Source organism: Candidatus Arthromitus sp. SFB-turkey (assembly GCF_001655775.1).
Classification (GTDB): Bacteria; Bacillota; Clostridia; order Clostridiales; family Clostridiaceae; genus Dwaynesavagella; species Dwaynesavagella gallinarum.
In genome coordinates this window covers 1-19,999 of the sequence record NZ_LXFF01000005.1, presented here as the reverse complement: position 1 = coordinate 19,999, position 19,999 = coordinate 1, and the positions used below count along the sequence as shown (strand labels likewise).

Sequence of the window (19,999 nt, the reverse complement as noted above, 5' to 3'; positions counted from 1 at the left end):
AAATTTTTTGAAAACTTAATTGATAGTATTATCATATCTAAATAATTTTATCCAATTACACAGTAAAATTTATACATAATCATATATTTTCTTCATTTCATTCAAAAATTCATCAATTGTGGAAACTTCTAGATTAAATTTAAATTCATGTTTTTTCATAGAATTGATATATTTTGAATCATAATAATTTTCAATTAAAGATACTGCAAGTTCTTCATAATTTTTTTCTTTAAAAAGAGAAAAATATCTTTGCATATCATTTTTAGAAGAATACTTCTGTAAGAAAAACATATTATTTTCAAAATCATCTAAAATATTTTTTCTTACCTCATAATCTTTTCTTTTTAAAGAATCTTCATCGATTTTAAAATAATCTTCCATCAAATTTTTAACTCGCACATCAATAGGTAAATCTACACATATATGAATTCCATGGTTCATTGCACTAAATATATACTCAGGTATAATTATTTTTCCTATACGTTTACTTTCACCTTCAATGAAAACATTAATTTTTTCATTTTCTGAAAACCTTTTATTACCAACTATTTCTATAACTTTATGAAAAACAGTAGATTCAAATTGTTTTTGTGAATTTTGTTCACCAAGATTTACACCACCTAAAAAAGAAGATCTATGATTTGCTGCACTTTCAAGATCTATAACAGGATACCCTTCATTCTTTAACATATTTAAAACTTTTGTTTTTCCAATACCTGTTTTTCCATGTATAACAACAAAATTTATTTTTTGCAAAATTTCAGGAAATTTATCTCTTAAAAATTTTCTATATCCTTTATATCCTTTATCCAGTTTATAGTTTTTAATTCCGATTGAATTAAACAAATTATGTACACTAAAACTTCTCATACCGCCTCTGGCACAAAATACAATTATGTTTTTATTCAAAGAAAATTCATGTGAAATTTTCTCAAAAATACTTTCTAATTTATATCCTGCATATCTAAGACCAAGTTTTTTCGCTTCGCAAACACTTTTATTAACATATACATAACCTACTTCTTCCCTCTCTTTATCATTTAAAATCGGGATATTTATTGCTCCGTATATTGTTCCATTTTTATACTCACTCTCAGACCTAAGATCTACAATATAACTATTTTCAATTTCAAAAATTTTTTCTGCACTTATATTCCTACTAAAAATGATATTTTACCTCCCATCTATGAACAAAAATTTTCCAAATATACAAAATACAAAAATAACTTAAACAAATTTATTAAAAAAATATAATTAAATTATAATTATATCATAACAATTTTTAAGTTTTATAAACATAGGAGAATTTTTATGTATTTAAATTTTATAAAAAAATCCATCGTGTCTACTATAATATTTTTCATAACTCTTACAATTAATGGAATAATAAATTTACCTGTACAAATCGTTCGAGCTTATGATGAACAAAGATTTATATCTCTACATCCTTCTGTAACAGAATTCACAACTTATGATGGACAAAATGCCGCAATTATTCCTATACCTGAAAACATATTTATTTTTATTAAAGATGTTAGTTTACAAGATAAACCTGACTATTTAAATGAGACATTTATCAATAACAATATAATAATATACGGGCTTAAGCCTGGAGAAACATATAATGATATTTTTCTTATAATAGAAGTTTCAAATGATACTCAATTTATATATAAAATTCCTAGCTTTACTTTTAATACTGAAAATACAAATGGAATCTATCAACCAAATAATGATTTAACAAATATAGAACAAACAAATTCAAATAAACAAACTCTTTTGAATCATTTTAAGAATTTTTTTAAATCTATAGGAAAATTTTTCAAACAACTTTTCACTGGTAAAAATTAATATAATAAACTCCAGTTTTTTTTAATGATTTTAACTATTTAGTAAAAAATAGAAAAAAGCATACAAAATAAGGGATATATTTTAAAATATACCCTTTGTTTTTTCAAAACTTAATTCACCATAAATTTCCATATTAACAAAATAAGTTTACATATTGACACTGTATTTTCATATAATATATAATGTATTTGTAACTGTTTTTTAATTATTATTTCAAATTGATTACGTTATTATTTTTTTAATCAGGAGGATTTATCCCTTTATGAAAAAAAATTTTTTAAAGTTATTAATTGTACTAGCGGTATGTCTATCAACAAACGTTGGTGCTGATATAAACACTAACAATTATGCATCAGCTCAAGAAATTCAAGCAATATCTACTCACTCAGATAATTTAAATATTAAATTCTTCGTTCATGAAGGAGATATAATTGTTGGTCAACTTATTTTCACTGATAAATACGACTTTGTTAAAGCTGAAGTTTCTGACGATTCAATAATAGTTGATATTGTTGATGGACAAGTTGAACTTTATGAACTAAAACCTGAAACGGATTATAAAAATATATCTGTGACTTTAACAGACTCTTCTGGAAAAGATCACACATTTAAAATAAATGATTTCAAAACTCCAAATAAAAATTTTATAGGTTACTCAAAGGTATCAGTTAACTTACACGAAGGAGATTTTATTGCTCGTGTAGATTTACCTCAAAACCCTTCAAAACCTATTGAACAAATTAAATCTGTTGAAATTTCTGATGATTCAATAGTTGTTGATCTTGCTGATGGCGTAATAACTCTTTACAATCTAAAAAATGATACAACTTATTCAAATTTAACGATAAATATAATTGATAACAATAACAATTCATTTAACTCAAAATTAAATACAATTTATGTTCCAAGTAAAGAAATTAAATCTCTAGATGTAAAAGTTTCATCTTATAAAAATAACTATAGCGGAGAAATTTTAATTCCAGAAGATATTACTCCAATCAGTGCAGAAATCTCTGATAAAAATTTACTTATTGACACTGTTGATGGAGACGTAACAATTCTTGAATTAAAGCCAGAAACAACATACACAAATTTAATAGTAACTATAACAGATGATAAAAATCAAAAGCACATTTTTAAATTAAATACATTTTCAACACTAAACAAAAATTTTAGCTATGCTGACGCCGAAGTAGTTAAAAATGGTGATAATGTAAATGTAAAGATTTTATTACCTGAAGATTTAAAAATTTCAAATGCAAAAATTTCAGATCCAAATATAAAATTTGAAATAAATCAAAATCAACTTATCTTACTTAACTTAAAACCTAACACTCTATACAATGATTTAAAAATTATTGTTCAAGATAATGAAAATAAATTACATAATTTCGTTATAAATGAATTTTCAACTTCTATGGCTAATGTTAATTTAGAAAAGCTTTCATCTTACATTGAAAATGCTTATAAAAAAGCTTTTGATAGAGATGAGATCGATAAAGATGGTTTTGATTTTTGGATGGAACAACTTTCTTCACACAAAATCGGAGCTAGAGATTTCATACTTAATCTTTTAAACACTAATGAATTTTTAGAAGTTTCTAAAAATTCTAGCGATAAAATCACAAGAATATATGCAGTAATGTTTAATAGAACTCCAGACCCTGAAGGTTTGAAATATTGGATTAATGAATATAACAAAGACTTTAGAAAAACAAACAGCCAAAAAGCATCAGTTACAAATGTTGTTACAGAAATGACTAATAGTGAAGAATTCAAGAACATAATATCTGAACTTGGAATAGCTTACTAAAAAAAAGAGAGTCTACTACAGACTCTCTTTTTTTGATTTATTATTTTTAAAAATTAACCCTACAAGAATTATAAGAAAAAATATACCGATATATATAAACACAGCTTTGATACCATGTGATACAAACGTTGCAAATATCATAAATATAGAACCAATTACAGCAGCAAATGGAATTAAAAATCTTTGAATAAAATTTAAATCCTTCATTACTTTCATAGTCCAAATAAAAATAGGTATATACAGAGCATACATAGTTATAACTGGAAGTTCTGAAAAATCTAAAAACATACCCCACCAACCTTTAAAACTTCCATACCAAACCAAAAGCCAACACATAATTACAATAAGTCCAACAATTCCTGAATTTACAGGTATTTTATTTTTCTCATTAATTTTAGAAAAAAACTTAGGACTAGGCCCCATATTTCTAGCAGCAAGAGAATAAAATCCTCTAATACAAGCCAAAGTTAATCCATTTAATGTACCAATACAAGATATAACAACAAATATAAATAATGTACTACCTCCAAAAGATCCTAATGTATTAAAAAATGCACGTCTAATAGAATCTTCTCCGCCTAGAATAAACTCATTTATAGACATAGAACTTGAAAGCCCTATAAAATACAATACATAAACAACAACAATAGCTATACTTCCGATTAAAAGTGCCTTAGGTAAATTTTTTCTTGAATCTTTTAACTCTGCATTTATTGTTGTTGCAACAATCCACCCTTCATAAGCAAAAGCAGTGGCAACAATAGAGGTAAATAATGGATTCGATGTTAAAATTTCATTTGTAACAAACTTAAAATTTTCAATAGTTTGTCCAGTATAAATTCCTTTAACAAGACCTACAATAGCCATAAGAACTAAAGGAATCAATTTTATAAAAGTTGCTGAAACTTGAAATTTACCAGCTAAAATTGGAGCAACAATATTCAAAACATAAATTGCAACCATATAAAATATAGCAATCAAATAAACCTGGATATTTACTCCTGGATCCCCTATATTAAATAAAACTGCTGTATATTTAGCTGAAACCCAAGATAAAACAGCTGCAAGTGCAGGATAATATATAGTTGCCATAAACCATCCTACAATATATCCATATGTTTTTCCTAATGATGCTTCAGCATAATCTACAATACCATTAACTTTTTCATATCTACCTGCCAAAATAGCGAAGGTGTAGGCACAAACAATCATTATACTTCCACTTACAACCCAAGAAAGTATTCCTAAGAACACATCTCCACCTGTTGATTGTAAAACTTTTTCTGCTTTAAAAAATACACCACTTCCTATAACGATACCAACAACCATAGCAACAGCTGTCCAAAATCCATATCTTTTTTGCAGATCATTTTCCATAATTAACCTCTCCTTTTAAAAAATGTTTAATAAATCATACGTTATTTTAACATACAGATAAAAAAATATATATAATAAGAGCCAATAAATAAAATTTACTGACTCTTATTTCAAAATGTATTCTGTTTTAAATATTTTATTTTGCAAAATTGTATCAACCCTAACCAAACTTCCCATACCGATAATTACATATGTTCCATCAAAATCAATATAAAATTTACTATTTTCATCCTCAAGTATATCTTTTAAAATTTCTTCAATTTCAACAGCTCTTACATCATCTACTAAAATATCTTTCAATTCAATCATATTTCCATTAACTTTATCAATATTATAAATTTTATCTTCAATAGTTATTTCTTTGTTACTTGGATATATTGAAATTATACTATCATTTTCAAAAATCTTATACACAGAATCTTCCTCAGATAAATAATTAGTTTCTGGAAAAACACTTCTTGTGGTTACAATTTTATTTTTATCAAGATTTACATCACCACCTCTATTTTGAAATACTGAAAACATAGCAATAGACAAACATGCAACCAATGCAAATTTCATATAAATATTACTTTTCTTGTGCACTTCCTGTGAACTTGAATTCAAAGATGACTTAGCAATACAGGTTAAAATATGATTATTTAAATCTTCTGGATAATCTTGCTCCATGTATTCATGCTTTAAAAATTCTAAATCTTTATTGCTATACATTAGCCAAATCCTCCCCAAGATTAATTTTTAATATTTTTAACGCTTTATACAAATTAGTTTTTACCGTATTTTCTTTCATATCTAAAACTTGAGAAATATCTTTTATTTTAAAATCTTCGAAAAATCTTAAAATAATTATTATTTTAAGTTTAGGAGATAATTTATCTAAAGCTTTCTTTAAAACAATTTTATCTAAAATATTTTTATTATCATCATTAGTTTTTTCAAAAACTTCATCACTTAATATTATTTTACTGTTACTCTTCAGAAAATCAAAACAATTATTTACAAGTATTCTTGTAACCCAAGGTTTTAAAGAATTTATATCTTTAAGTAATTTTATAGATGATAACGATTTATATATCGTATTTTGAACTATTTCGAATGCATCATCTGTATTTTTTACATAACTAAAAGCTATTCTATACAAATATTTTTGATTTTCTATTAAATATTCTTCAAGACGTTTTCTCTTTAAATACTGAACAACTACCTCAGAATCTTTTTCATCCATAATAAATTTCCCCCAAAATAAAATTCTAAATAAATTATACCATTTTTATATTTTGTTGTAATTTAAAATTAAAATTTTAAATATTTTTCGAAATAAAATCAATAATTTATTAAAAAATATTGAAAATTGTTTAAAATTATATTAATATTTTATTGAATAGAGGTGATAAATTAATGAATAAAAAGCTTCTAAAAATTGGGTCAGCTATTTCGATGCTAAATGTTACAGCTCCAATTCTAGCAAATGCTACTATATACAAATCCATATATACAACAAGCAGAATGGCATATACATCAAAAACTATTATTTTAGATACTACATCTGGTACTCCTGCAGCTGTCTTATCTAACTTGCGTAAAAATAGAGCTTTAGGAAGAACTACCGTATTACAGTCTACATCATCATTTTCAAGAGGAGTTGAAATTGTACAACCATACAACCCTCCTCAATCAAACAAAATACAATTTAAACATACATATTTCCCTCATTAAAACTTAATAAATATAATCTACATAAAAAATCTCTATGATAAATTTTAAAACATATCATAGAGATTTAATTTTACAATCTAATTAACAAACTTTATTTATATATTTTTTAAATTCTTCCATTATACGTTTCGTATTAATTCCAACTTTTCCATCACCTATTGTTCTATCATCTACAGAAACAACTCCTACGACTTCTGCTGCTGTGCCTGTAAGGAAACATTCATCTGCAGAATACACATTAAAACGTGTGAATTCTTGCTCATAAACCTCGTATCCTAATTCTCTTAAAAGTTTAATTACCAAAATTCTAGTTATACCATTTAAAATTCCAACATGAATTGGTGGTGTATAAACTTTATTATCTTTTATTATAAAAATATTGTCTCCTGTACACTCAGTAACAACTCCAACATTATTTAAAAAAATCGCTTCTTGTGCATTCCTTTTACTAGCTTCTATTTTTGCTAAAACATTTAACATATAATTAAGAGATTTACATTGTGGATCAAGCATTGAAGGACTCATTCTAATAAAAGACGAAAAAATAACATTAATGCCTAACTCGTAAAACTCTTTTTTGTACATGCTTATATTTGAAGCAATACAAACAAGAGTTGGATTAATCAATTCATCATCTGGCGGTGTAATTCCTAAATTATAGGAGCCTCTAGTAGCAATAAGCCTTATGTACCCATCTTTTATATTATTTATTTTTATAAGCTCATTAATGATTTCTATCAATTCTTCTTTTGTATGTTTTAAAATCATCATCGTATACTTAGCAGCATCAAAAAATCTATCTATATGTTCATTACCCATAAAAATTTTACCATTATATATTCTTATCCCTTCAAAAAAACCATCTCCATATAAAAGTCCCCTATCAAATACAGAAATTGTTGCATCACTTTTTTTAACATATTTTCCATTTACATAAACAATTAATTCATCCACTACTCTAACACTCCTAACAAAATTTTTAATTACATTATAACACTTTTCGCATCAATACTTTACCATATATTTTTTCAAAAAAATAAGGGCAATTCAATAAAATAAATTGCCTTTAAATAAAATTCTATGTGATATTTAAATAATCTTTTGTATTCATTCGCTTCTTTTTACCATTGTTATAAAATAACACTTTAGTTTTAGAAATTTTCTTGATCTTATCATTTTCATTAATTCCAAATTTTCCGTATCTAAAATTCATTAAACCTTCACCTATAAATTTTAATGGTTCATCGTTAAATTTTCCATTTATAAAATATGGTGATAAAATTCTCAATCTATCTATTGCTCTGGTTATACCAACATAAAATATTCTTCGCTCTTCTTCTTCATCGTAGAATACATTTATATTACTGTTTGTAACTTGATCTTTAAATTTTTGAGCATTTATTATATAAACGCATTTAAACTCCATACCTTTAGAAGAATGAATAGTTCCAAAATTAACTCCATGAATAGAATTAATAGAACTTACACTTTTATCAAATTCACCTATAGAATTAAATTTAAGCATTAAGTTGTAAAAATATTTTATAAAATATTTTACTTCCTCTCCATCTAAAGATTTAGAAGTAATAATGTTATTAATGTAAGTTAAATAGCCTAATTTGTTTAAAACCCCTTTTATTTTGCTTTCTAAAGGATATTTCTTTAACCTACTAATAATTTTTTCTAAATTATATATACTTCTTTTATCACTTGTGCTTAATTTATCAATATTGGAATTAACAACACTAAAAACATCTGCATTATAATCATATTTTTTTATAATATTAATTATCTTCCTACTAAAAATAAATGTTATCTTATTATAAATTTTCTCAAAATTATTTATAGTACACTCATCTATAAATAAGAGCAAATTTATTATATCTTTTATATAAAATTGCTCAAATATATTAAAATTACTATCTAAAAAATTAATTTTTATATTTCTTTTAATAAATTCACTCAATACACTGAAAGAATCACTATGATTTCTATACAATACTGCAAAATCACTTAGTTCTCCGCCATTTTTCATTATACATTCAATGTCATTAACTATATAAGTTCCTTGCTCTATATCTTCTAAAAACTTTTTACAAATAACTTCACCTTCTTCAATTTTTTTTCCAATTAATTGTTTTTCATTTCTTATTTTATTGTTCAAAATAACATTACGTGAAAAATCAATAATTGAATATTTTGATCTGTAATTATATTTCAAATAATATTTTTTACTATTTTTAAATATTTTACAAAAATTTACCATTATACTAGGATTAGCTCCCCTAAACTGGTAAATACTTTGATCCTCATCACCAACACAAAAAAGTTTAGAATTTTCACTTAACATTTTTAAAATTTTAAATTGTATATCATCACAATCTTGAAACTCATCAACCAATATGTACTTAAATTTTTCTCTATATAAATTCAAAATGTCTTCTCTTTTATCAAATAAATTTAAAACTTCAATGGCTAAATCATTGAAATCAAATAATTCATTTTTTAATTTAAACTTTTTATATTCTTTAACTATATAACTTAAAAAATCTTTAGATAAACTAGTATCAAAATCTTCAATAGACTTATTACTACTATTAAATCTATTCAATTCACAAATAACAGATTTAATCTTATATTCGGTAACAACATCAACATATTTCTTCAAACAATTTTTTAAAAATTCTTCTATTAAACTCTCATCTATTATGTCTATATCAGATTTTATATTTTCCTTAACTATCTTATAAAACAATCCATGAAAAGTATAAAAGTTTGGTAACGTTGATGTGCTAACCTTTTTAATAAATCTAGATTTCATATTTTCGCAGGCTTTTCTAGTAAATGTGATTAATAAAATGTTATCACCATTTACTCCTTCTCCAATCAATTTTATAAGTTTTTCTATAATAACTGTCGTTTTTCCACTTCCAGGAGATGCAACCAATAATACCTTATCTTCATTACAAAAAATAGCTTTATTTTGGTATTCATCAAACATGTTCTCACCTCTAACTTTTATATTTTTTAAAATTATTCCAAGAATTACAAATTTTAAACATTTTTTAATAAATATAGATAATTTTTATTGAAAATTTTTCTATTTGCAATTACTATCATAGTTATAATAATTTTTGGAGAGTGTTTATTTTTATGTTTGATAAAAATGAAAGAAATCTTTCTCTTCTAATTGATTTCTATGAATTGACAATGTCTAATAATTTTATACTTGATAACAAACAAAATAAAATCGCTTGTTTTGACGTATTTTTTAGAAGTATTCCAGATAATGGCGGATATTGTATAATGGCTGGACTTGAACAAGTTATAGATTTTATTAAAAATCTTAATTTTTCTGAAGATGATATAAATTTCTTAAGAAGTAAAAACATTTTTAATGAAAAATTTTTGGAATATTTGAAAAATTTCAAATTTTCTTGTGATATTTTTGCAATAGAAGAAGGATATCCAATATTTCCAAAAGAGCCAATTTTAACTGTTCGAGGACCTATACTTGAATGTTTATTAATAGAAACTATGTTGCTTCTTACATTAAATCATCAAATTCTCATAGCAACAAAAGCTAGTAGAATTTGTATAGCTGCAAATCATAGAAATGTTCTAGAATTTGGATCAAGAAGAGCTCAAGGATATGATGGTGCAATATATGGTGCAAGAGCTTCAATAATAGGTGGATGTATTGGAACTTCATGCACACTTGCTGAAAAAATGTTTAATGTACCTTCCTTCGGTACAATGTCCCATAGTTGGGTTCAAATGTTTGACAATGAATATGAAGCCTTCAAAACATGGGCAGAATACTCACCTAATAACTGCATACTGCTAATTGATACATATAATGTTTTAAAATCTGGGTTACCAAATGCAATAAAGATTTTTAAAGAAATATCCTCCAAATCTAAAAATTTTGGAGTAAGAATTGATAGTGGAGACATTACTTATTTAACAAAAAAAGTTAGAAAAGTTTTAAATGATGAAGGATTTAAAAATGCAAAAATTATCGTTTCTAATTCTTTAGATGAACACATAATAACAAATGTTTTATCAGAAGGAGCAGAAGTAGACATTTTTGGAGTTGGTGAGCGTCTTATAACTTCAAAAAGTGAACCTATTTTAGGTGGAGTGTATAAACTTTGTGCCTTATATGATGAAGATAACAATTTAATACCTAAAATTAAAATTAGTGAAAACAACAATAAAATAACTATTTCTGGATTTAAAACTGTTTATAGAATTTTTGATTCTTCAAATGATATGGCTATAGCAGACTTGATAACAGATTTCGATGAAATAATCGACGAAACAAAACCTCTTACTTTATTTGATCCAACCTTTACTTGGAAAAAGAAAGTGGTTAAAAATTTTTATACCATAAAACTTCACAAAAAAATATTTGATAAAGGAAAATGTATTTATAAATCTCCAAATGTTATGGAAATACAATCTATAAAAAATAGAGAACTTTCAAAGCTTTGGCCTGAAATAATAAGACTTGAAAATCCACAAACATATTTTGTAGATTTATCAGAAAAATTATGGAAAAGTAATCAAGAATTATTGAATAAACATTCAAACGATTATATATAAACATTTTTAAATTTATTATATGCTTTTTTGAAATACAAAAAAGCATATAATTTTATTTTATCAAAATAATCTTTCCATCATCATGTATAATACTACAAATTTTAAATTTTCTAGGATTCTCCTGTTTTGATATATACTTTGCAATATAAATTCCACTTTTAGTTATAACTTTATATAAAAATAATTTTTCATCTTCTTCTTTAACAATTATACAAAATCTATCTTCAATATACTTTTTGTGCTTAAACTTGAAATTACTTTCAACAATTCTATCTACAATTATTTTCAAAAAAATTATAAAAATTAAAGAAGATATTATAAAAATTACTATTTGAACTTCAACATCTTTTGTAAAAATAGCTGATATTCCAGATAAAAATGAAGCAATAGAAAAATATATAAACAATATATCTTTTCTTTTACTTTCTATAAAAAAAAATATAATAAATATCAAGAACCATATAAATACAGAAAAATTTTCTATTAAATCACCATACATTATAATCTCCAATTTCCAAAACTTGCTTATACAATTATTTTATTTATTAACAATATTTTGGTGTTTTAGTAATAATAATTTAAATTTTTTTTATTTTTTTGTAGATAATAAAACTAATAGATGTAATTGTTTTTATATTTTAGGGGGTTAATATGTTATTAAAACTACTGCCAAAAATATTTCTACTTTCATCAATAATTTATGTATTTTTTTGTACAATGCCTGCACACGCTCAAAATTTCGACCTTAATAACGATGGCATAATAGATTCAAAAGACTTAGAAACACTTTCAATTTTCTTCGGATCAAATGAAGAAAAATATGATTTAAATAGAGATGGAATAATTGATGCAGTTGACCTAGCAATACTAGCAAAGCAAATACATTCAAACGAAATTGGAGATCATGTTTTCACAGTATTCAAAAACGATTCAGTTTTAGGGACTTTTACGAAAAACAATTTACTAAACGCAATATCTCTCGCAGCACAAAATGGTGGTGTTGTAAAATCAAACGATAATTTAGTTTGGAATAATGAAAATTACTTCATATATTCAAACAATGAAGTGCACAGCACAGGAAAAAGTATACGTGAAGCTGTAAAAAATGCTTATAACATAAATAATTCAATTGTTGTATCTAAAAATGGTAACATCATTTATAATAAAAATTTAAACTATAGAAAAATAATTGGAGTTACAAGAACTTCTGTCAACTTAAGAAGTGAACCAAGAATGGATGCAAGAACGGATTTAATGATTCCAGACGGAACTCTAGTTGAAGTTAACTCTATAGTTAGAGGTTTTTATAAAGTTTCATACTATGATTCTGAAAATAATGTCCATAATGGATATATCCCAAGTTACTTAGACATAATTCAAGATGATATATCAAATTCTCAATTAGGATATATATCTGCACGAGAAGAATCAAATGGAGATCCTGGAGCAGTCGGCTTAAACCCAAATGATAAAGGAGGAGCATCTTTTGGAGTATGGCAACTTTCAAGTAAAATGGGAAGTGTTGACGAATTTTTAGATTTTATAAAAAATAAAAATTCTGAAATTTATGTGATACTTACAGAAGCTAAAAAACAAGACAAAAACACTTTTGGTGAAAATTTTATAGAAAAATGGAAAGAAGTTGCAGATAATTATTACGATACATTTTATGAATTACAAAGATCTTTTATAAAACGTAATTATTTTGACTCATTTTCAACTCTTGTAAAGAAAAACAACTTAAATATAGATTATTTATTAGATTTCAACTCTACATCTAATATGATTTGGTCAACTTCAGTTCAACATGGAGCTAGCGGAGCTGTAAATATTTTTAAAAAAATACCATTAGCTACAAATATAGAAGATATTATAGCAAAAGTATATGAAGAACGTTTAAATATGATTGCTAAATCCTACCCTCCTAACAGTACAAATCCAGGTGTAGTTTCACTATACAATGGTATAAAAAATAGATTAGAAAATGAAAAAAATGAGATTCTGAGAATTTATAAAAGAGAATTATTTTACTAAAAAAAGAGATACATTTTAATAATGTATCTCTTTTTTTAAAATTTAGAGCAAATCTATAAGCCGAGTTCTGTATTAGACAATCATCTATCTAGGTCTATTGTCACCAATAGACTCGAGCGACATACCCGATAGCAAAGCGGGCAACCTTAACGCTATCCTATTCAGTCTTGCTCCAGGTGGGGTTTACATAGCCAGTATGTCACCATACTGCTGGTGAGCTCTTACCTCGCCTTTCCATCCTTACCTATAAAATAGGCGGTTTATTTCTGTTGCACTTTCCTTAGAGTCGCCTCCACTTGGTGTTACCAAGCACCCTGCCCTATGGAGCTCGGACTTTCCTCTCCTTAAAAATCTTAAGCAGCGATTGTCTGATTTACTCTAAAATTTATTCTAACAAATAAATTAATTTAAATCAAATATTTAAATTGCTTTTATACCTAATTTATTACAATAGCTAACGACTGAACTCATTTTAACAAAATAAGTTAACATTTTTTTCAAAGCTCTCTCTTTTGATCCATATTGTCTAAGTTCTTCATTAAATACTGAAATTAATTTTGAATATTCATTAATAGTCGCCTGTCTATTTAAAACGCTTAAATATAACGATTGGGCTAAAGTTGTTGTATTCAACAAATTTATTTTAGGTGTAATAACTGAAACTAAAAAATCATACAAAGTTGATTGTTTCGCCAACAATTTATTAGTCCATAAATTCAATGTACTAGAATTAACACTACTTTTTAAAATATTTTTATAAACCCTAGAAATAACATTTTTAACTTCATCTCTACTACTAGAATTTGTAACTTTGAAAGAACTAAAATCATCATTAGCAACCAAATAATTTAATTCTGCATTATTAAATCTCATATTATTCACCATATCCATTAAAATTTTTATTCCAACTCCTGCTCCTAATAATAAAATTATTTTCATAATTCCACACTGTTTATTCATAATTTTTTCTCCTAATAAATAACAGATTCATGTAAAAATATATTATATAAAAACAAAAAAATGAATCTAATTCATTTAGATTCATTCAAAAACTTTTCAACTTCATTTAACACAAAATGCTGTTGCTGTTCTATAGAAATTGTTGCTTCACCATCATTATGTTGCTTACCATAATTACTGAAATAAGAATGATTTCCACCATCTATAAATAAATATTTGGTATCTCTATCTAAATTACTCTTATCATATTCGTATTTTTCAATATCTATAATTTTATCATTAGTCCCAACTATAGACAACATATCAATATCTCTTCTATAATTATCATTTTTAGTAGAATCGAAAATATAACTTCCATCACTATAAGAAGCTAACAAAATTATATCTTCAATTTTGTTAGATAATTCTGTCTGTTTAGAAAAATATTTAAGCATGGATGTTCCACCTAAAGAATGTCCCATTAAAACATATTTACTAAAATAATTTTCTTTAATAATCTTTTCTGCACCATCTTGATTTAAAATTGGCAACTTAAATGGTGATTTTAAAATATATACACCATACCCATCTTTACATAATTCTACCAACAATGGCAAATAAGATTTTTCATCAACTAAACCCCCAGGGTAAAAAATTATACCTGTATCAATACCCACATTATTTTTAGGTGTCATAAATATGTATCTACTATTTTCGATAAAATTCAAATACTCAGATTCATAACTATTAAATATGTTTAAATCAAATTTAGGTCTATAAATACTCAAATAAAATCCTAGAAAAGCTAACATTAAAATTATGAAACTAACCAACAAAACAGATTTAAACTTCTTTAATTTAATCTCCATTATTACCTCCAGATAAATATACTACTATCTCTTAGGTTATACGTACTTATAAACATCAGTTAACAAACTATCATAGTAAACACTAATATCTTTTTCAATTATATCTTGAATAAAATTCTTCATAACTTCGATATAAACAATATTCTCGGAATTGAAATGTCCCATATCAATCAGACTTACTTTATTTTCTATTGATTCAAATGCTGTATGATATGTAATATCTCCAGTTATAACTAAATCTATATTTTTACCAAAACAAGTTTTAATCATACTGTTTCCTGATCCGTTTATAACACACACTTTATTAATTTCCTTATTTCCAGAATCTACAAATTTTAATTTACCTATATTAAATTTTTTCTTAATCTCATCAATAATAAACATAATATCTAATGATTTTTTTAAATTTAAAATTCTTCCTATACCACATTTACTATTTATACTATTTAATTCCAATATTTCTATACTTTTATACTCAAAATTTAAAATGTCAACCAATTTATCATTCATTCCATTGATAGCAGCATCCAAATTAGTATGATAAGATATCACATTTATATCATAAGAAATACACTTCATTATTTTTCTAGATACAGATTTATCATCCACAACTTGCTTTAATGAATTAAATATAATTGGATGATGAGAAATAATAGTATTGATATTATGTCTTCTAACATACTCAATTATATCATCGTTTATATCTAAACAAACATAAATTCCAGTAATTTCACGTTCTTCGCTTCCAATTAAAAGACCAACATTATCAAAAGATAGTGCTAAATTATTTGGAATAATTCTCTCAAATTTATTTATAAACTCTTTAATATTCATCTAATACACCTCCTAAGGATTAAAATTTTATTTTTAAAACTCACATATTTATCATAATTTTTTAATTTACTATTTTTCATCTCCAACAAAACTTTTTCATACTTTCTTATCTTGTACAATATAAACTCATTATACTTGCCATCAATATTATCCATAACACATGTTGGAATATCATATCCAAATTCTAACAAAAAATTTTGATACTCTTTACTTAAAATTCCTTGTAGTTTTGGAAAAATTAGTATATACTCGTAGTATACTCCTTCACTAAACATTACATCTTCTTTTTCGATATGTATTTTTTTATTAACTAAAAATTTTCGTATATCTTTTGCATAAGAATTAGGTTGTATTAAAATATAATCCATTTTATATATCTTGCTCATATTTTTTTGTAATATATTTGCTATTGTACTCCCACCCATCCCTGCTATAACTGAACCAATATTTTCACTAACTTCATCTAAAAAATCAAACCCATTTGATTGAATACATTGTATGTAAAGTTCTAAATTGTTGTTTTTTATATTCTTTTCAGCATTTAATAATGGTAATCTATTTATATCTACTGCATAACATTTTTTACATTTATTTTCTCTAATCAAATTAATTGATATATATCCATGATCACAACCTACATCTATGATTGTATCTATAGAATTACACATTCTGATTATATGGTTTATTCTGTTACTTAATTTCATGATTTTAAATATCTCCACAAATAATAAAAGAGCAGCAAAAAAGCTACTCCAAATAATCTTTTAGTTTTTTACTTCTACTTGGATGCCTTAATTTTCTCAAAGCTTTCGCTTCAATTTGCCTAATTCGCTCCCTAGTTACCTTGAATTCTTTTCCAACTTCTTCAAGTGTTCTAGCCCTTCCATCATCTAATCCAAATCTAAGTTTTAAAACGTTTTTTTCCCTTACACTAAGAGTATCTAATACATTCATTAATTGCTCTTTCAATAATGTAAACGCAGCAACTTCTGCTGGTGCAGGTGCATCATCATCTGGTATAAAATCCCCCAAATGACTATCTTCTTCCTCTCCTATTGGAGTTTCTAAAGACACTGGCTCCTGAGCTATTTTTCTTATATCCCTAACTTTACTTTCAGACATATTCATTTCTTTTGCAATTTCTTCTGGAAGAGGATCCCTTCCTAATTCTTGTAACAACTGTCGAGAAACTCTTGTATACTTATTTATAGTCTCAACCATATGCACAGGTATTCTAATTGTTCTAGCTTGATCTGCTATAGCTCTAGTTATTGATTGTCTAATCCACCAAGTAGCATAAGTACTAAATTTAAATCCTTTAGTATGATCAAATTTCTCAACCGCTTTTATTAATCCTAAATTTCCTTCTTGTATTAAATCTAAAAAAAGCATCCCTCTTCCAACATATCTTTTCGCTATACTTACCACTAATCTTAAATTAGCTTCAGCTAGTTTTTTCCTAGCCATTTTAGATGCACTATCATTCTTTTTTATTTTCTTTGCTAAAACTATTTCCTCCTCAGATGTAAGAAGTTGAACACTTCCTATCTCTTTCAAATACATCCTAACAGGATCATCCATTGTAATGCCTTCAGGTATTACAGAATTTAAATCCAAATCTTCTACAAATTCATTAGAGAAATTATCTACAACTTCTATTCCCATTTTATCAAGAGTAATATATAATTTTTCAACATGTTCAGGAGTTAAATCTACATCCTCCAATTCATCCATTATGTCCTTGGATAATAATCCGCCTGACTCTTTTCCCTTAGTTAATAATCCTTTTAAGACAGACATCACATAACTATTATCCTTCACAGAATTGTCCTCCTTCCTACAATCACACCTCAAAACTTTTAATAAAATCTATAGCTTCCGACAATCTTCCTTCAACATCTAACTTAGAAATCATATTAAACATACTCAAATATTCAATAAACTTATTCTCATCAGCATCAGATTCATATTTTTTAATTATATGTGTAATCTTTTCTTTAAAATTACTTATTATATTTTTTCTTAAAGCTTTTATAAAGTCATCAATCTGATCAGTAATATTGTTATTATCGTAAATCATTATATTTTCTTTAAAGTATGTTACTACTTTAATTTCTTCATAAGTATTTAATTTTTTCTCTAAATATGTTAAAATTTCATCTTCTTCATCATTAAAATCAACTATAATTTTAAAAATTTTTTTGTGTGTATCAATAGAAAACAAACTCTCATCCACATTATTATTTAAGATATACATTAAATATTCTCTATTTAACATTAAATTTAATAATTGCTTTTCTGCTTTTATATGAGCTTTTTCAATTATTTTATCTTCTATCTCAAAATATTTATCATCTGAAATATTTTTAAAATTTTTATTTNNATATTTTTAAAATTTTTATTTACATAACCAATTATGAGTTCTTCTTTAATTTTCAAATTATCACTTAATAATTTAATATAATATTCTTTATCTACTAATTCCAATTGGTCAATTATACTTTTAACAATATTTAAATACTTCTTTCTTCCTAAGTTGGTCGTTACATCAATTTTTTCCTTATAAAATTCAAATATATATTCTACTAAAGTCTTACTATTTTTAATTACATCAACAAACTTTTCATTGCCATATTTATTTAAAAACTCATCTGGATCTTTAGCTCCATTAAACTGAATNNCTATTTTGATTTAAAAAATTTTTAAATATATCAAAAGTCCTTATAATAGCATTTTTTCCTGCATCATCTCCATCAAAACATAAATAAATTCTATTTGTATACTTGCTCAAAAGCTTAGCCTGTTCAAATGTAAAAGCTGTACCAAGAGATGCCACAACATTCGTTATGCCATGATTATGTAAAGCAATACAATCCATATACCCTTCCACCACTATTATGCTATCAAATAATTTTGATGATTTTAACAAAAAATTAAGAGCATATAAATTACTTCCTTTTTTAAAAACAACACTTTCCTTGGAATTTAAATATTTAGGCAATCTGTCATTAATAACTCTACCACCAAATCCAATTACCCTGCCTGAATAATTAAAAATAGGAAATATTATTCTATCTATAAACTTGTCATAATACTTTCCATTCTTATTATTAACAAGCCCAAGCTCTAAAAGAACTTTTATGTTATATCCTTTATCAAGCAAATATTTTTTTAAAGAATTAAAAAAATTAGGAGAATAACCTAATCCAAATTTAGTTATAGTAGAATCTTTCAAACCTCTATCTACCAAATACTTCTTTATCTGATTATTTTTTTTTAAATTTATGTAAAAATATTTAGCAGAATCAACAAGTATATTATAATACTCATCTAAACTATTATTTTTTACGTCTGAATCAACTTCAATACCTACCTTAGAAGCAAGAAATTTAATAGACTCGACAAAATTTAAATTTTTATATTTCATAACAAACGATATTACATTACCACTTTCACCACAACCAAAACATTTAAAAATTTGTTTCTTTCTTGATGCCACAAATGATGGTGTTTTTTCACTATGAAATGGACACAGAGCTAAATAATTATCTCCATTCCTTTTAAAGGTTAAATATTCCTCTAAAACGTCAATAATATCGTTGCTTTCACGAACTTGTTGTACTATCTCATCAGAAATTCTCATTTATAAAATCACCTTTAAAAATAATACATAAATACAACAAAAATATAAATTATTTTTTAATTTTTCCAATTTTAAACAATATTATACCTTATTAATAATTTTAATAAAAAAATATAAAAATTCATATTTCCATAATTCTACATAAAAATAACAAAAATTAACATTTAAATGTTATCTCATAGATAATATTCTATACTTAATTTAAATTTCCTTCTTAACTTAAATTATATTTTAAAAAAATAATGTATAATATAATAATTTTAAAAATATTCTAATTATATATTTATTTTTTTAAAGGATGTATAATGTATAAAA

At 24.9% G+C, this 19,999-nt stretch carries 20 protein-coding genes and 1 other RNA gene; 5 read left to right on the top strand and 16 right to left on the bottom strand.

The window, feature by feature from the left end; all coding sequences use genetic code 11:
* Positions 1-69 precede the first annotated feature (69 nt).
* Complete coding sequence (mnmH, locus tag A6P36_RS00615) at positions 70-1,152, bottom strand: tRNA 2-selenouridine(34) synthase MnmH (RefSeq protein WP_082917508.1); 1,083 nt, start codon at positions 1,150-1,152, stop codon at positions 70-72.
* Between the two features lie 159 nt (positions 1,153-1,311).
* On the opposite strand from mnmH, the gene A6P36_RS00610 reads away from it, so the two are divergent.
* Entirely contained in the window at positions 1,312-1,851 is a 540-nt protein-coding gene (locus tag A6P36_RS00610; RefSeq protein WP_066760271.1) for a hypothetical protein, read from the top strand.
* Positions 1,852-2,113: 262 nt separating this feature from the next.
* Positions 2,114-3,664, top strand: a complete 1,551-nt coding sequence (locus A6P36_RS00605; protein WP_066760270.1) for a DUF4214 domain-containing protein — start codon at positions 2,114-2,116, stop codon at positions 3,662-3,664.
* Positions 3,665-3,679: 15 nt separating this feature from the next.
* Here A6P36_RS00605 and A6P36_RS00600 read toward each other — a convergent pair whose 3' ends face one another.
* The 3 genes from A6P36_RS00600 to A6P36_RS00590 form a co-directional block, all read right to left on the bottom strand.
* A complete protein-coding gene (locus tag A6P36_RS00600) occupies positions 3,680-5,041 on the bottom strand; it encodes an APC family permease (RefSeq protein WP_082917506.1) in 1,362 nt (453 codons plus the stop codon).
* A gap of 105 nt (positions 5,042-5,146) precedes the next feature.
* Positions 5,147-5,752, bottom strand: coding sequence for a hypothetical protein (locus A6P36_RS00595; protein ID WP_066760269.1), 606 nt, complete (start codon positions 5,750-5,752; stop codon positions 5,147-5,149).
* Positions 5,745-6,266, bottom strand: a complete 522-nt coding sequence (locus tag A6P36_RS00590) for an RNA polymerase sigma factor (protein ID WP_066760268.1) — start codon at positions 6,264-6,266, stop codon at positions 5,745-5,747. The genes A6P36_RS00595 and A6P36_RS00590 overlap by 8 nt, the downstream gene beginning before the upstream one ends.
* Positions 6,267-6,439: 173 nt before the next feature.
* On the opposite strand from A6P36_RS00590, the gene A6P36_RS08025 reads away from it, so the two are divergent.
* Positions 6,440-6,757: a hypothetical protein gene (locus A6P36_RS08025; protein ID WP_156507945.1), complete on the top strand. Its 318-nt coding sequence runs from the start codon at positions 6,440-6,442 to the stop codon at positions 6,755-6,757.
* An 81-nt stretch (positions 6,758-6,838) separates the two neighbouring features.
* On the opposite strand, the gene ilvE is transcribed toward A6P36_RS08025, so the two are convergent.
* Together ilvE and A6P36_RS00575 are read right to left on the bottom strand one after the other, a co-directional pair.
* Positions 6,839-7,711, bottom strand: coding sequence for a branched-chain-amino-acid transaminase (gene ilvE, locus A6P36_RS00580; RefSeq protein WP_066760266.1), 873 nt, complete (start codon positions 7,709-7,711; stop codon positions 6,839-6,841).
* A 124-nt stretch (positions 7,712-7,835) separates the two neighbouring features.
* Positions 7,836-9,758: an ATP-dependent helicase gene (locus A6P36_RS00575; RefSeq protein ID WP_066760265.1), complete on the bottom strand. Its 1,923-nt coding sequence runs from the start codon at positions 9,756-9,758 to the stop codon at positions 7,836-7,838.
* Between the two features lie 152 nt (positions 9,759-9,910).
* Here A6P36_RS00575 and A6P36_RS00570 point away from each other — a divergent pair, with 152 nt between their 5' ends.
* Positions 9,911-11,365: a nicotinate phosphoribosyltransferase gene (locus A6P36_RS00570; protein ID WP_066760264.1), complete on the top strand. Its 1,455-nt coding sequence runs from the start codon at positions 9,911-9,913 to the stop codon at positions 11,363-11,365.
* A gap of 52 nt (positions 11,366-11,417) precedes the next feature.
* Here the strand turns inward: A6P36_RS00570 and A6P36_RS00565 are convergent, their stop codons facing one another.
* On the bottom strand, positions 11,418-11,864 hold the full coding sequence (locus A6P36_RS00565; protein ID WP_066760263.1) for a hypothetical protein: 447 nt from the start codon (positions 11,862-11,864) through the stop codon (positions 11,418-11,420).
* A 152-nt stretch (positions 11,865-12,016) separates the two neighbouring features.
* On the opposite strand from A6P36_RS00565, the gene A6P36_RS00560 reads away from it, so the two are divergent.
* The gene (locus A6P36_RS00560; RefSeq protein WP_066760262.1) at positions 12,017-13,399 is read left to right on the top strand and encodes a dockerin type I domain-containing protein; all 1,383 of its coding nucleotides are present in this window, start codon (positions 12,017-12,019) and stop codon (positions 13,397-13,399) included.
* Between the two features lie 40 nt (positions 13,400-13,439).
* Here A6P36_RS00560 and rnpB read toward each other — a convergent pair.
* The 9 genes from rnpB to dnaG form a co-directional block, all read right to left on the bottom strand.
* Positions 13,440-13,779, bottom strand: an RNA gene (gene rnpB, locus A6P36_RS00555) — RNase P RNA component class A.
* Between the two features lie 40 nt (positions 13,780-13,819).
* Positions 13,820-14,359, bottom strand: coding sequence for a hypothetical protein (locus A6P36_RS00550; RefSeq protein WP_082917504.1), 540 nt, complete (start codon positions 14,357-14,359; stop codon positions 13,820-13,822).
* Positions 14,360-14,430: 71 nt separating this feature from the next.
* Entirely contained in the window at positions 14,431-15,207 is a 777-nt protein-coding gene (locus A6P36_RS00545) for an alpha/beta hydrolase (RefSeq protein ID WP_066760261.1), read from the bottom strand.
* A gap of 36 nt (positions 15,208-15,243) precedes the next feature.
* Positions 15,244-16,041, bottom strand: coding sequence for a Nif3-like dinuclear metal center hexameric protein (locus A6P36_RS00540; protein ID WP_066760260.1), 798 nt, complete (start codon positions 16,039-16,041; stop codon positions 15,244-15,246).
* A complete protein-coding gene (locus A6P36_RS00535; RefSeq protein ID WP_066760259.1) occupies positions 16,038-16,745 on the bottom strand; it encodes a tRNA (adenine(22)-N(1))-methyltransferase in 708 nt (235 codons plus the stop codon). The genes A6P36_RS00540 and A6P36_RS00535 overlap by 4 nt, the downstream gene beginning before the upstream one ends.
* 43 nt (positions 16,746-16,788) lie before the next feature.
* Positions 16,789-17,862: an RNA polymerase sigma factor RpoD gene (rpoD, locus tag A6P36_RS00530; protein WP_082917501.1), complete on the bottom strand. Its 1,074-nt coding sequence runs from the start codon at positions 17,860-17,862 to the stop codon at positions 16,789-16,791.
* Positions 17,863-17,884: 22 nt separating this feature from the next.
* Positions 17,885-18,349, bottom strand: a complete 465-nt coding sequence (locus A6P36_RS08275; protein WP_255363888.1) for a DnaB-like helicase N-terminal domain-containing protein — start codon at positions 18,347-18,349, stop codon at positions 17,885-17,887.
* A 75-nt stretch (positions 18,350-18,424) separates the two neighbouring features.
* On the bottom strand, positions 18,425-18,594 hold a 170-nt coding region (locus A6P36_RS08270; RefSeq protein ID WP_242861591.1), incomplete at its 3' end, for a hypothetical protein.
* Positions 18,595-18,722: 128 nt separating this feature from the next.
* Positions 18,723-19,684, bottom strand: a 962-nt coding sequence (dnaG, locus tag A6P36_RS08265; protein WP_242861585.1) for a DNA primase, incomplete at its 3' end; no start/stop codon positions are given.
* Positions 19,685-19,999: the final 315 nt, after the last annotated feature.